This window comes from Pseudomonas gozinkensis, from assembly GCF_014863585.1.
Classification (GTDB): domain Bacteria; phylum Pseudomonadota; class Gammaproteobacteria; order Pseudomonadales; family Pseudomonadaceae; genus Aquipseudomonas; species Aquipseudomonas gozinkensis.
Genome location: NZ_CP062253.1, coordinates 2149441 through 2164381, shown reverse-complemented (window position 1 = coordinate 2164381; position 14941 = coordinate 2149441). Strand labels below are relative to the sequence as shown.

The 14941-nt window shown below is 63.3% G+C and carries 3 protein-coding genes (1 of these 3 cut by a window edge); all 3 read right to left on the bottom strand.

The features are described 5' to 3' along the window. Positions 1-43: 43 nt before the first annotated feature. Positions 44-2533, bottom strand: a complete 2490-nt coding sequence (locus tag IHQ43_RS09650; RefSeq protein WP_192564159.1) for a TonB-dependent siderophore receptor — start codon at positions 2531-2533, stop codon at positions 44-46. Between the two features lie 339 nt (positions 2534-2872). Next, positions 2873-6103, bottom strand: coding sequence for a non-ribosomal peptide synthetase (locus tag IHQ43_RS09645; protein ID WP_192564158.1), 3231 nt, complete (start codon positions 6101-6103; stop codon positions 2873-2875). After that, on the bottom strand, positions 6100-14941 hold the 3' portion of the coding sequence (locus IHQ43_RS09640; RefSeq protein WP_192564157.1) for a non-ribosomal peptide synthase/polyketide synthase. Its footprint extends 4685 nt past the window's final position; 8842 of the gene's 13527 nt are visible here — the last part of the coding sequence; the start codon falls outside the window, past its right edge; its stop codon occupies positions 6100-6102. Before IHQ43_RS09640 ends, IHQ43_RS09645 begins: the two co-directional genes overlap by 4 nt.

Sequence of the window (14941 nt, the reverse complement as noted above, 5' to 3'; positions counted from 1 at the left end):
CCCTGTTCAGGAGCGTGGGCCGGTTCGGTGTCCCGTCAGTTCATCAGAACTGCGGGGTGTACTTCACGGAGAACATCACGTTACGTGGGTCACCGAAGTTGTTGTTACCACTGAGCTGGTTGTACGCAGCATTGACGTACTTCTTGTCGAACAGGTTATTGGCGTTGACCGCCAGACCGATCTCCGGCGTCAGCTGGTAAGCGAGACGGCCGTTCCACACGGTGTAACCCGCGACCTCGTAAGTGCCTTCGTAGCCCAGGGTGTGGTTTTGAGTGGTGAAGCCAAGCCCTGCGCTCAGACGGTTCAAGTCACCGGTGAACTGGTAGTTGCCCCACACGCGCAGCATGTGTTTCGGCGTCCAGGTGCTGAAGGTACGACCTTCCATGTCCGGGTCGTCGAGGTACTTGGTGGTGTTGTAGGTGTAACCGGCAAACAGTTGCAGGTTGTCGGTCACAGCACCACTGATTTCAGCGTCCAGACCCTGGCTGCGCACTTTGCCCGCCGCCGTGGAGCAGTACCAGCCATCGCACTCCATGCCGCCGGAAATGTCATCGACGGCACGGTTTTTCTGGTCGTAGCGGAACAGCGCCAGGGAGGTGTTGACCCGGCCGTCCATCAGCTCGCCCTTGAGGCCGATTTCGTAGTTGCTGCCGATGATCGGCTTGAGCATCGAGCCATTGGCATCGCGCACCGTCTGCGGCTGGAACACGTCGGTGTAGCTGGCATATACCGCCCACTCGCGGCTCAGGTCATAGACGATACCGGCGTAAGGAGTGACTTCCCCGGTTTCGTTCGATTTGCTCGGATCGGCGGTGACGTAATCATCGCTGAAGGCCGCGCGGTTCTTGGACTTGTAGCTGAAGTCATACCAGCTGACACGCGAACCCAGCACCAGCGTCAGGTCATCGACCGGTTTGACGCGCCAGGTGCCGTACAGCCCCTTCTGACGAATATCGTACTTGCTGTCGGTGGCACGGCCGCCGGCGGTGTTGAGCAGACTGTCGTAGCTGATGTCCGGACGATCGTGATTGACGTTGAAGATCGTGTCGGTGGTGTTGTTGTTGAAGGTACGGGCGAGCTGGTCATCCGTTTCCAACTGGGAGTAGTTGCCGCCGATCATGACTTCCTGCTGCATCGACAAGGCTTCGAACTTGCCGGTCAGGTTCATGTCGAGGCCGACCTTGGTGGAGTCGAAATCGGTGATGAAGTCGGCGTACTGAATGCCCGTGCCATCCGGCTTGAGACCGGCACCGGAGCTTTGCAGACGCTGGCTTTTCGAGTCGTTGTTTTCCGTCATCTGCACGGCACCGACCTTGAACGCCCAGTCATCGTTGAAACGGTGCTCGAGGTCAGCGTAAAGGGTGGTGACGTTGATCTGCGAGTGGTTCCATTTGGCACCGCCGTAGGTCGAACGCGAAATGTCCGGCATTCTGCCGTCGGCGTAACGTGGCAGGCCACGGATCATCGGACGCGACTCGGCCTCGGTGCGGCTGGCCGCCAGGCCCAGGGTGGTGTCTTCACTCAGGTCGAAGTCCAGCGAGCCGTACAGCGAGTGGGTCTTGCTCCATTCGTAGTCGACGAAGGAGTCGCTCTGGTCTTCATCGGCAACGAGACGGCCACGGATTGTTCCGGCCTGGTTCAGCGGGCCGCCCGCATCGAGTTGCAGACCGTAGTGATCCCACGAGCCGGCCTTGCCGGTAATGCTCACGGTCGGTGCCGCCTGACCGCGTTTGCGCACCAGGTTGATGGCGCCGCCCGGGCTGCCGGTGCCCTGCAACAGACCGGATGCACCACGGAGGATTTCAAGACGGTCAAAGAAGATCAGGTCCTGGGTCGCCCAGTTGCCCAGCGAGTAGTTGTTACGTGGAATCGGCACGCCGTCGTACTGCCAGTCGTCGATCTGGAAACCTCGCGAAGAGATGATGATGCCCTTGCCGACGCCCTGCAGACCGACGATGCCGGTGGTCTGGTTCAGCGCGTCCTTGAGGTCGACCAGGTCCTGATCGTCCATCTGCTTGCGGGTCATCACGGTGACCGACTGCGGAATTTCCTTGAGGGTGTGAGTGCCCTTGCCGATCGTGACGGCGTTGGAGGTGTACGAGTTGCTGCCTTCGGTGGTGGCCCCGACCTGTTGCGCACTGATGTTGGTCGCGCCCAGTTCCAGACCCTGTGTGGCCGTGCCGCGCACCAGCATCAGGGTGTTGCCCTCGATGCTATAGCGCACGCCGGTGCCGCGGAGCAATTCGGCGATGGCCGCCTGCGGGCTCATCTTGCCGCTGACGGCGTGGCTCTTGAGGCCGGCCATGTCGTCAGCGTTGTAGATCACTTGCTGGTTGGTCTGCTGACCGAACGCCTGCAAGGCCTGTGGCAGCGATTGCGCCGGAATGTTGATGCTGACGTCTTCAGCCATCACTTGAGCGCTGAGCGGCAATACGCAGACCAGCCCCAGACCGGTCAACACTCGGCGCGAACGCAGGCCGCGGGACATGACGAGTGCCTTGAACAGAGGTTTCAACTCATGAATTGCTGACATCGTGCTCTCTATTATTGGTAGAAGTGGAAATCCATCGGGCCGAAGGGCCCGCCGCTGTCTGCGCAAGGAAACCGCGTACTGTCGATGGCCACTCGGGGCGACATGGCAGTACATGGCCGACCGGCCCCTCCCCGGGCACGGTCATCTGGCTGAACAACGGCGAAATTTTTGCGCTGAACAAATCCGGTGCGTTGGCTGCCCTGCCCGACCCGATTTGCCCACATACCTTAGTAAGACGCAGCACCTCCAAAAAACCGGAATGAGTTTATTTATCATTAGCGCGAAAAGTTAAAAAAAAGGCCGACGCTGTTGGGCGACGGCCTTTTGTTTCATGCCATGTCAGCTGCCTTGCGCAGCCTTGGCGGCTTGCAGCTGCCGCGCCTGCTCGGCCAAACGGGCCTTTTCCTCGGGGCTCATCGCGTCCATGCGCAGGCGTACCTGGGCCATTTTCTCCAACTGACCCGGACTGCTTTCCACCGCCCGCAACGCCATGGCCAACGACGCCACGGTCGGATGATCGAAGACCAGTCCAGGATGAACTTCGCACTGCAGCAACTTGCGAATCCCGGCCACCAGCTTGATCACCAGCAACGAATGGCCACCGGCGGCAAAGAAGTCGCGATCAACGCCCAGTCGCTCGAGCCCGAGCAACTGCGCCATGCGCGAGGCCAGCAATTGCTCGAGCGCATCGCGCGGTGCGACGCCCTCGTCATCCGCCGCCCTGCCCGCCAGTTGCTGCAATGCCTTGCGGTCGATCTTGCCGTTGGCCAACCGTGGGAAACGGTCGATCAATTGCAGATGTTGCGGCACCATCACAGCGGGCAGGCGTGCGCTCAGCTCGGTGCGCGCGGCGTCCAGCAAGCCCGCCGACAGACCCTGATGCGCGACAACAAAGGCCAGCAAACCCTGCTCGGCCGACGCGGCCGGCAGTACCAGCGCTTCGGCCACCGGCGCCAGACGCAGCAGCTCGGCTTCGATCTCCGCCAGTTCAATGCGGAAGCCACGCACCTTGACCTGCTGATCGCGCCGACCGTGCAACTGAATGCCGCCGTCCACGCGATAACGCGCCAGATCACCGCTGCGATACAGACGCTGCGCCGGATCAAACGGACTCTGAATGAACGTCTGCGCGTCGGCTTCGGCATTCAGGTAGCCACGGCACAACTGCGCGCCGCCCAGGTACAACTCGCCCAGCACACCCACCGGCGCCAGCTGCAGCTGCGCGTCCAGCACGTAAACCTGGTTGTTGCCCAGCACCTGAGTCAGCGCCGAACAATCGCCGGCAGCCCCGTGCAGATCCAGCGGATGAACCATGACCCCGACCGTCGCTTCGGTAGGACCGTAGTGGTTGAACACGCGGCAGTCGCTGCGCAACCGTGCGATGCGCTCGATCAGCGTCGTGGCAATCGGCTCGCCGCCCAGCACCAGGGTGCGCGGCAGGGTTGCCCGCTCGCTGTCGAGCAACGCGGCGAGATGCGACGGCACAATCTTCAGGCAGTCGATCTGTTGCTGTTGCAGGTACTCGGCGAACAGCGCGCCGTCCTGCATCTGCTCATCGCTGGCAACGTGCAGCGTGGCCCCGCTGAACAGCGCACCAAACAACGCGGTGTTGCCCAGGTCCGCCGCCACCGTCGAACTGAAACCGACGTTGCGGCACTGTTCCAGCCCCAGCGCCTGACTGGCCTGAGCCGTGTAGTTGAGCAGTTGCCGATGCTCGATCACCACGCCTTTGGGCACACCGGTGGATCCGGAGGTAAACAGCACATACGCGATGTCGTGGCCTTGGGTGGCGAGCGCTGGCAACGCTGTGCTCGACTGACTGATATCAGCCAGGGTCAACACCTTGTGCGGCTGCCCCTGCCAGGCCGGCCGATGCGCGGCGTCGGTCAGCAGCAGTGCGGCGCCGGCCTGCTCCAGCATCAAGGCCTGACGTGCCTGCGGCCATTGCACATCCAGAGGCAGATAGGCCGCGCCGATGCGCCAGCTCGCCAACATGGCGATCGCCAGATCCGCCGAACGCGGCAGCGCCAGCGCAACGATCGAGCCTTCGCCCAGACCCTGCGCCTTGAGACCTTGCGCGACGCTGTCCACGCGGACTTGCAACTGGCCGTAGCTCAATGACTGCCCGGCGTCGGTCAGGGCAATCGCATCCGGGGTGTGCCGCATCAGATCGGCGATGCGCTGCGGCAGATAACGACTGTCGGCCAATGGCTGCGCAGACGGATTGAGGGCCAGCAGACGCTGCTCTTCGGCATGACCGAGCAGGTTGAGCTGCGCCAGCGGGGTGTTCGGGGCAGCAAGGATCGAATCCAGCAGAACGCCGAACTGCTCCAGCACGACGCTCGCCGTGGCCGGCGAATAACGCGAGCTCGCGTACTGCAGACTCACCGTTGCCGGTTGCTGTGCGTCGCCCAGTTGCACCTGCAACAAGCATTCAAAGGCATCCGGCTGCACCGGCAAGGCATCCGAGACCGTCCAGCGCAAACCGCCGCTGTTACCGCTGCGACTTTCCTGGCCGAGCGTAAAGCCGTAGGCCGGCCGCGCCGCATCCGGTGCCAGATCCGGGGCCCAGTATTCCTGCCAGGTGCGATGTTCTTCCAGGCGCGCGGCCAGTTCCACCAGCCAGTCGCTGAAGACTGCACCGGCCGGCAACGATACGGACAGCGGCAAGGTTTTCTCGAAAACGCCCACGGCACTGGCGAAGTATTCATAGTCGCTGCGGCTGTCATGGCGTACACCGACCAGCGCCTGTTCAAGCCCGCTCAAGCGCCCCAGCAACACCCACCACGCACCTTGCAACAGCGTGGCGACGGGCTGACCGAGCTGCTCGGCCAAGGCCTGCAAACCTGCGCGTTGCGCCGGTTGCAGCGTCAGTGACAGGCGCGTGTCGGCGGCGGTCGTTGCCTGGCTGGCGCTGCGGGCGGCCAGCCAGGGCGTGGCGATGTCCACCTGAGCACCTTGCAACTGTTGCTGCCAATAAGCCCGCGCCGTGGTCGCGTCTTCGTCGAGCACCACTTCGCTGCGCCATTCCAGGTACTGGCTGAACTCGCCCGGCGCTTCATCTTCGGCAGACTCGGCACCGGCGTAGGCTTGCTGCACCTGTTCCAGCAACAGATTCAGCGATTGCGCATCGGCATTGTGGCGAGCGATGCCGATCAGGCACTGCGATTGCTGCGGCGCCAGTCGATAAAGCATCGCCTGGACACCCGCCGATTCGCCGACCACAAAAGCGCGGCTCATCGACTCGTCAATCTGCGCCTGGACGTCCTCGGTCCTCTGCTCCACCGAATGAATCGTCAGCGGAAAACGGGCGGCCGGGATCGCACTCTGACGCAAGCCGTGGAAACCGGCGACCTTGCTCAATTGCGCCAGCAGCATCGGCTGTTGCGCCAGCAGCGTATCGAAAGCCGCCTGCAAGCGCTGCGGATCGAGGTCGCCCTCCAGGGTCACGCTCAACCAGCGCAATGCTTCACCGCAGGTCGCCGTGTTCGACAGTTGCTCCAGCAGCGCCTGTTGCTCGGGCGTCAGGGCGAATCCGCTTTCCTGCGTGTCCATCATGACCTCGTTCATGCTCCGGTTTCCTCGGTGTTCACTGCGGCCGGCGCAGGCTCAAGACTGCTGTGGTCGTACATGTCGCCCATCGCCACGACAATCTTGCGCGGCCCCTCGAACGGATCACGGGCATGGGCCACGAGCATGTTGTCGAGCAGGATCGCGTCGCCTTTCTGCCAGTCGAAACGCACGGCGCACTCTTCGTACAGATCGCCGATACGCTGCATCACTTCGTCTTCGATCGGGGTGCCGTCGCCGTAGTACACGTGACGCGGCATGCGCTCGGGGCCGAACATCGACAACAGGTCCTCACGCACATCCGGTTCCAGCCAGTAGATGTGGTGCAGCTGCACCTGATTGAAGAACGACTTGGCGCCCGTGATCGGGTGACGAATGATCGCCGGCCCCGGAGTACGGGTTTGCAGTTCGTTGTTGTCCAGCCAGCGCCACTCAATGCCGCCGGCGCGGCAACGGGCCTCGACTTCGGCGCGGTCTTCGGTCTTGAAGAAGTGCTGCCACGACACATCGAGGTTGTCGGTGAACGTGCGCACGTACAGCAGGCCCTTGGACTCGAACTTGTCACGCAGGTCGGCCGGCAGTTTTTCGTACATCAACCGGCAATCCACCACCGGCGTCGCACCGCCCACCGGTGCGGCCACCTCGCAATAGAACATCTGCTTGCGCGGCCAGCGATCCTGATGGGAGCTCTCGTTGTGGAACAGGATCATCTTGCGTTCCGGGTACGGCGTAGAGCGGTAGGTGTTCTTGCCGCCCTCCTTCTTCGGCAGGTCACCGTACTGGCCGTACAGGCCCGGCTGGATCGCTTCGGCGAACGCCTCGAAACCCTGAATGCCATCGAGTTCGAAACCGCGGAACAGGATGCCGGCGTGAGTGGCGAGTTTTTCTTCGATCAGCGGCCGGTTGTTCTTGATCCATTCGATCAAGTCCAGTTGCGGCTCGTTCGGCTCCACCAGCAGCGGGAACGGCTGGGGCGCCGCGATCAGCGATTCGCGGACCGGTGCCGGGCGTACCTTGGCCACCGGAGCGGCGCCGCGCTTGAGGAACTTGCCCAGTTTGTCGGCCTTGGGTCCGGGCGCAGCGGGTTTGGTGGCCACTGCTAAATTGTCGACTGGCATGCTGATAGCTCCCAATTGAATGTCCTGATCAGCGACGATCTGTTCCAACAGGGCTATCCAGGCCTGCACCAGGTACTGAATGCGCTCGTGTCCGAACAAGGTTGTGGCGAATTGCCAATTACCCAGCAATTGCCCTTCTTCTTCGTCAACGAACAATGCCATGTCGAATTTAGAATGGGTCTGCAACGCCGCCAGCGGTTCAACGCTCAAGCCACCCATCGATTGCGTGCGCCCCGGCAGGTTGTTCATCACGAACAACACCTGCACCAGCGGGTTCATGCCCTTGTGACGCGGCACGCCACAGCTTTCGACGATCATGTCCAGCGGCAGGTCCTGATGCTCCAGCGCACCGAGCAGGTTGTCCTGCGTGCGGGCCAGGAAGTTCGAGAACGCGCTGTGCGCATCGAAGCGCGAACGCAGCGGCAACACGTTGACGAAGAAGCCGATCAGACGCTCCAGTTCCGGCTGCTCACGCCCGGCGACGTCCGCGCCGACCAGCACATCGTCGCCACCGCTGAACCGATGCAACAGCACCTGGAACGACGCCAGCAGCGTGCTGTACAGCGTCACCCCGGCATCCGTGGAGACCTTGCGCAAGCCCTGGCTCAGATCCGCCGGCAGACGGAACTGCACGGCATCGCCGTCGTACGACGCCACCGCCCCGCGCGGCTTGTCCAGTGGCAGATTCAACTGCCCGCTGTAACCGTCGAGTCGCTCTTTCCAGTAAGCCGCCTGCTGCCCGAGAACGCCTGCGCGCTCCAGTTCCTGTTGCCACAGGGCGAAGTCGGAGTACTGCACGTCCAGCGCCGGCAACGGCGTGTTGTCGCCCGCCTTGCTCAGCTCGTAGATCTGCACCAGCTCGTTGACCAGCACGCCCATCGACCAGCCGTCGGAGATGATGTGGTGCATCGAGAACAGCAGCACATGTTCGGTCGCCGACAGGTGCAGGATGCGCCCGCGCCACAGCGGCGCCTGCTCCAGATCGATCGGCGTGCGCGCGTTGTCCAGCACCGCCTGCGCCACCTGTTCTTCCTGGGCACTGCGCGACAGACCGGACAGATCGAGCACCGGGAAATCGACGTCGACCCGCTCGGCGATCAACGCAATCGGATCACCTTCATCGTCCTGGGAATACGCGGTACGCAGCACCTCATGACGGCGCACCACTTCGGCGAAGCTGCTGATGAACCGCTCGGTGGACAACTCGCCGCGCAGGCGCAAGGCCAGCGGCATGCCGTACGCCGAGCTGCCCCCGGACAACTGCTCGGCGACCCACAAGCGGCGCTGCACCAGCGACAACGGTGCCGTCGACTTGGTGCCAAAGGCCTTGAGCGGCAAGGCCTGGCTGCCAGCGTCGGTGGCCATCGGCGCCTGGGCCTGACTCATCCACGCCGCCAGATCCTTGAGACGCGGATGGTTGAACAGATCCCGCAGACCCAGCGTGCCGGTGGTCAACTGGCGCAAGCGCGACACTGCCTGAGTGGCCAGCAACGAATGCCCGCCCAGCTCGAAGAAGTGGTCTTCGCGGCTTACCTGATCGAGCTCCAGCACGTTCTGCCAGATCACTGCGATCTGCTGTTCCAGCTCACCGACCGGCGCCACGAAGTCCCCGGCCGAAACCACACTCTCGACACTCGGCAAAGCCTTGCGATCGATCTTGCCGTTCGGCGTCAACGGCAGGCTGGCGAGGAACAGCAAGTGCGCCGGAATCATGTAGTCCGGCAGGTTCGCCTTGAGCTGCGTCTTCAAGTCTTCGCGCAGCAAGGTTTGTGCGGCAGCATCGGCGTTCGCCACCGCCGCATCGTCCATCACCACATACGCCACCAGTTGATGGCTGGAAGCGATCGGTTGCGCCACCACCAATGCCTGACTGACACGCTCGATCTGCAACAGGCGAGCCTCGATTTCACCCAGCTCGATACGGAAACCGCGCACCTTCACCTGATGGTCGATACGCCCGACGTACTGCAAGGTGCCGTCGGCCTGATAACGGGTCAGGTCGCCGGTGCGGTACATGCGCTCGCCATGGCCGGCGAACGGGTTGGGTACAAACTTCTCGGCGGTCATCGCCGCCCGGCCCAGGTAGCCTCGGCTGAGGCCGGCACCGGCCAGGTAAAGCTCGGCCGACACGCCCAGTGGCGCCGGTTGCAGATCGCCCCCCAGCACGTAACTGGCGGTGCGCGCCATCGCCCGGCCGATGTTGGCCGTGCCTCCGGCCTCACGACGGGTCCAGGTGGAATAAACGGTGTCTTCCGACGGGCCGTACAGGTCGATGACGTCTTCGATGCTCGCCTGTTTGTAAAGCAGGTCCACCAGATTCTGCTTCAGCGCTTCGCCGCACAGGTTGATCAGGCGCACGCCCGCCGGAATGTCGCCGGCGTCCTGCAAGGCATTGATCGCCGACGGCACGGTATTGATCAGGCGCACCTGATCGCGGGCCGGCAGTTGCGGCAGTTCAAGGGCGTTGCGGGCGATGATCAGCGAGCCGCCGTTGGCCAGGGTGACAAACAGCTCCCACACCGACAGATCGAAGCACACCGACGTCGAAGCCAGTACGCCTTGAATGTCATCGCGGCTGTAGGTGTTTTTCGACCAGTCGCTCAGCGCCATCACGTTGCTGTGGGTGATCGAAACACCCTTCGGCTTGCCGGTGGAACCGGAGGTGTAGATCACGTAAGCGAGATTGTCCGCGCACACGTCCGTGACCGGTGCAGTCGCGCTGTTCGCCGACAGGTCGAGTTGATCCAGAAGCAACACTTGCGTATCGCCACCGACCGTCAGAATCGCGGCCACCTCGGTTTCAGTCAGCAGCACACGGGCACGGCTGTCTTCAAGCATGTAGGCGACCCGATCCGACGGGTAATCAGGGTCCAGCGGCACATAGGTGCCGCCGGCCTTGAGCACCGCCAACAGCGCCACCAACAGTTGATCGGAACGCTGCATGGCCACGCCGACCCGCACTTCCGGGCCGACTCCGCAGTCGATCAAACGGTGAGCCAGGCGATTGGCCCGGGTGTCAATGTCGGCATAAGTGAATGACTGATGACCGAAGGTCACGGCCCGCGCGTCCGGCTGGGCAGCCACCTGCCGCTCGATGGCCTGGTGGATGCAAAGCCCTTCGAGGGGGTTGGCCTCGACCGGATTCCAGTCATGCACGATCCGTTGCTCGTCCGCCGCTTCCAGCAGGTTCCATTCGCCCAGGCAGCCTTCGGCGCTGAGGTCGAGGCGCGTCAGCAGCTGTTGCAACTGCGCGGCCAGCTTGACCACGGTCTCGGCGGCAAAGCTTGTGCGCTGATAGCTGAAGTGCACGGTCAGCTGCTGGTCGAGGTTGACCATCAACGTCAGCGGATAGTTGGTCTGCTCGTAACGGTCGACCTCACCGAAGCGCAGGTCATCCGACGCGGCTTGTTGCAAGGCTTCGGCAATCGGGTAGTTCTCGAACACCAGAATGTTGTCGAACAACGCCTCCCCGCTCTGCCCGGCCCAGCGCTGAATGTCGAACAGCGGCGTGTGTTCCTGCTCGCGCAGCAACAGATTCTGCGCCTGCACCTGTTGCAGCCATTGCGACAACGGCTGCTCGGCACGGGGGCTGGCGATGATCGGCAAGGTGTTGATGAACAGGCCGATCTGGCCTTCGACGCCGCTCAACTGCGCCGGACGACCCGACACCGTGGCACCGAACGCCACCGTGTCCTGCCCGGTGTAGCGCTGCAGCAGCAACAGCCACGCGGCCTGCACCAGGGTGTTGACCGTGACCTTTTGCACGCGGGCAAAACGGTTGAGTTCAGCGGTCGCGCTAGTGTCGAGCGTGAGCAGGTGCTCGCCCTGGCCTGCCACCGAGCTGTCCGCGCTGTGCGGCACCGCATCGGCCAGATAGGTCGGCATGTCGAAATCGGCCAGTTGGCCCTTCCAGAAGTTTTCCGTGACCTGCGCGTCCTGCTGCGCCAGCCACTGAATGTAATCGCGATAGCGTCCGGCACCGCTCACCGGCGCCTGGCCGTGGTAGCGCTGCAAGACCTCGCCGAGCAGCTGCGAGTTACTCCAGCCGTCCATCAGAATGTGGTGCGAGGTGTAAATCAGGTGGAAGCGCTCGGCTGCCACCCGCACCACAACCAACCGCAGCAACGGGGCTGCGTGCAGGTCAAAACCTTGCTGACGCTGCGCACGTTCCAGCTCGCTCAGGGCCTGTTCCAGATCGCTGCGCTCACGCCAGTCGAGCACGCTGAACGGCACCTGCAACCCCTTGTGCACCACTTGCAACGCATGGGGCAGATCACCTTCCCAGACGAAACCGCTGCGCAGCACGTCATGGCTGTCCATCGCCGCTTGCCAGGCCTCGCGGAAACGCTCGACCTGCAAACCGTCCACGGCCACGCACATCTGGTTGATGTAATCGCCCGACTGCTGCGCGTAGAGGGTGTGGAACAACATGCCCTGCTGCATCGGCGACAGTGGATAAATGTCCTCGACCAGACGTGGCGAAGTCGGCAAACCGTCGAGCTGGGCCTGGGTCAGACCCGCCAGCGGGAAGTCCGACGGGGTCAGGCCTTCCACGCCCGGCGTCAGGCAATGGCCAATCAGCGCGGCGAGTTCATCGGCGTAGTCGCGGGCCAGCGCTTCAATGGTGGCGCTGTCGAAACGTTCTTCGCTGAAGGTCCAGCCGACACTCAGTTCACCGCCATACACCTGACCGTTGAGGGTCAGCCAGTTGCCCAGCGGCGCATCCAGGCTTTGTTCCAGACCGGCATTGTCCGGGGCCGGCGCGAACAGCGCGCCGTCATCGGCCTCGAAACTGCCATCGAACTGACCGAGGTAGTTAAAGGTGATGCGCGGGGTCGGCAACGCCTTCAGGCTGCTTTGCGCCTCGGCATCACCGAGGTGACGCAGCGCGCCGAAACCGATGCCCTTGTTCGGGATCGAGCGCAGTTGTTCCTTGATCCGCTTGATCGAATCGTCCGCACCTTCGGCCGGGGTCAGACGCACCGGGAACAGGCTGGTGAACCAGCCCACGGTGCGGGTCAGGTCGACGCCGTCGAACAGCTCTTCGCGACCGTGACCTTCCAGTTGAATCAGGGTCGACGGCTGCCCGCTCCAGCGCCCGATCACTCGGGCCAGCGCGGTCAGCAGCAGGTCGTTGACCTGGGTGCGATAGGCCGCCGGGGCTTCTTGCAACAGCTGCCGGGTCAGCTCCGCGCTGAGACGTGTCTGCACGGTTTGCGCCAGACGGTTTTGCTGGCCGGCGTCGAGACGCTTGCACGGCAGATCGGTGCTGACGTCGCTCAGGCAGGCCTGCCAGTACGCCAGTTCTTCCTGCAACGCCGGGCTGTTGGCGTAGCGCTGCAAGTGTTCGCTCCAGTCCTTGAAGGCACTGGTCTTGGCCGGCAGGCTCAGGGCCTGACCGTCGGTGGCTTGCTGATAAGCGGTTTGCAGGTCTTCCAGCAGAATCCGCCACGACACGCCGTCCACCGCCAGGTGATGGATCACCAGCAACAGGCGTTGGCTGCCATCGGCCAGATTGGCCAGCACCGCACGCAGCAGCGGGCCGCTTTGCAGGTCGAGGCTGCGCTGGGCGCGGTTGCCCAAGGCTTCGAGATCCGCGATGTCGGCAATGGTTTCCTGCCAGAGCAGGTCTTGCGGCAAGGCGTCGACCGCCAGGTGCTCGGCCTGCCAGACGTTGCCCTGCTGGCTGAAACTCAGGCGCAAGGCATCGTGATGAATGACCAGCGCACGCAACGCTTGCTCGACCTTTTCGGCCGCCAGTGGCTGACGCGGCTTGAGCAGCACCGACTGGTTCCAGTGGTGACGCTCGGGGATTTCGTCCTCGAAGAACTGCTGCTGGATCGGCAGCAGCAACGCCGGGCCGGTGACCGGTTGCTGATCGATGGTCGACTCGCTGTCACCGATCTGCGCGACCAGCGCCAGACGCTGGATGGTCTGGTGCTGGAACAGATCTTTGGGATTCAGACGAATGCCGGCCTGACGGGCGCGGCTGACCACTTGAATCGAGATGATCGAATCGCCGCCCAGCTCGAAGAAGTTGTCGTTCAGACCGACTTGCGGCAGCTTCAGCACGTCCTGCCAGATCTCGGCCAGACGCTGTTCCAGTTCGCTTTGCGGTGCCTGATAAGCCTGCTGCGCCTGACTCGCATCCGGGGACGGCAAGGCACTGCGGTTGAGTTTGCCGTTGGCGGTCAGCGGCAATTGTTCGAGCAGCAACAGGTGCGCCGGGATCATGTGATCCGGCAGGTTTTCCTTGAGCGCGGCCCGCACGCTGTCGCGCCACCGGGCCTGTTCGGCAGCGTCGGCGTCGAGCAATGCAGCATCGCTCGGCACCAGGTACGCCACCAGTTGCTGACCACTGAGACCCGGTTGCGCCAGCACCACGGCCTGACGCACGGCGGCTTGTTCGAGCAGCTGCGCTTCGATCTCGCCGAGTTCGATGCGGAAGCCGCGAATCTTCACCTGATGGTCGATCCGGCCGATGTATTCGATCACGCCGTCGGCGCGATAGCGCGCCAGGTCACCGGTGCGGTACAGACGACCGCCATCGGCGGCAAACGGATCGGGAATGAAGCGCAGCGTGGTCAGGTCCGGACGGTTCAGATACCCCCGGGCCAGACCGGCGCGGCCGACGTACAGCTCACCGATGCAACCCTTGGCCACCGGGTTCAGATCGCCGTCGAGCAAGTACCAGGACAAGTCCGGAATCGGCTCGCCGATCGGGCTGCTGGCATCGCGTTGCAGGTCGGCCAGCGAGATCGGCCGATAGGTCACGTGAACCGTGGTTTCGGTGATGCCGTACATGTTGATCAGTTGCGGGGCCCGGTCGCCGAAGCGCTCGAACCATGGGCGCAGGCTCTTGACCTCCAGCGCCTCGCCACCGAATACCACGTAACGCAGGGACGGTTGCGCCGCCGCGTGTTCCGGGGCGCACGCCACTTGCATCAGTTGCTTGAACGCCGACGGCGTCTGGTTGAGAACAGTGATCCCTTCACGGCACAGCAAGGCGTAGAAATCTTCCGGCGAACGGCTGGTCTCGTAAGGCACCACCACCAGTTTGCCGCCGTACAGCAGCGCCCCGAAGATTTCCCAGACCGAGAAGTCGAACGCGTAGGAATGGAACAGGCTCCAGACATCCTGCGGGCCGAAATCGAACCAGGCGTCGGTGGCCTTGAACAGGCGCAGCACGTTGTGATGGGCGAGCAAGGTGCCTTTCGGCTGGCCGGTGGAACCGGAGGTGTAGATCACGTAAGCCAGGTTATCCGGGCTCATGGACACCTGCGGGTTGCTGTCGCTGTAGCCTTCGAGGCCGTCGCGTTCCTGATCGAGCATCACGCTGCGCACTGTGTCCGGCACCGGCAGACGCCCGAGCAGATGACTCTGGGTCAACAGCAGGCCGATGCCGCTGTCGCCGATCATGTAGGCCAGACGATCTTCCGGATACGTCGGGTCGAGCGGCACATAGGCACCGCCGGCCTTGAGAATCGCCAGCAGGCCGACGAGCATTTCCAGGCTGCGCTCCACCGCCAGACCGACGCGCACGTCCGGCCCGACACCGCTGGCAATCAGCTTGTGGGCCAACTGGTTGGCGCGGCTGTTGAGCTCAAAGTAGCTCAGGGTCTGTTCGCCGTAGGTCACGGCCACCGCTTGCGGCGCACGCGCGGCCTGCGCTTCGATCAGTTGGTGCAGGCACGCCTCGCTCGGGAAATCGGCCACGGCC

What these genes read in the sequence shown, in the direction of transcription:
- IHQ43_RS09650 (WP_192564159.1), bottom strand. Translation starts at nt 2,533, where the DNA reads ATGTCAGCAATTCATGAGTTGAAACCTCTGTTCAAGGCACTCGTCATG.
- IHQ43_RS09645 (WP_192564158.1), bottom strand. Translation starts at nt 6,103, where the DNA reads ATGAACGAGGTCATGATGGACACGCAGGAAAGCGGATTCGCCCTGACG.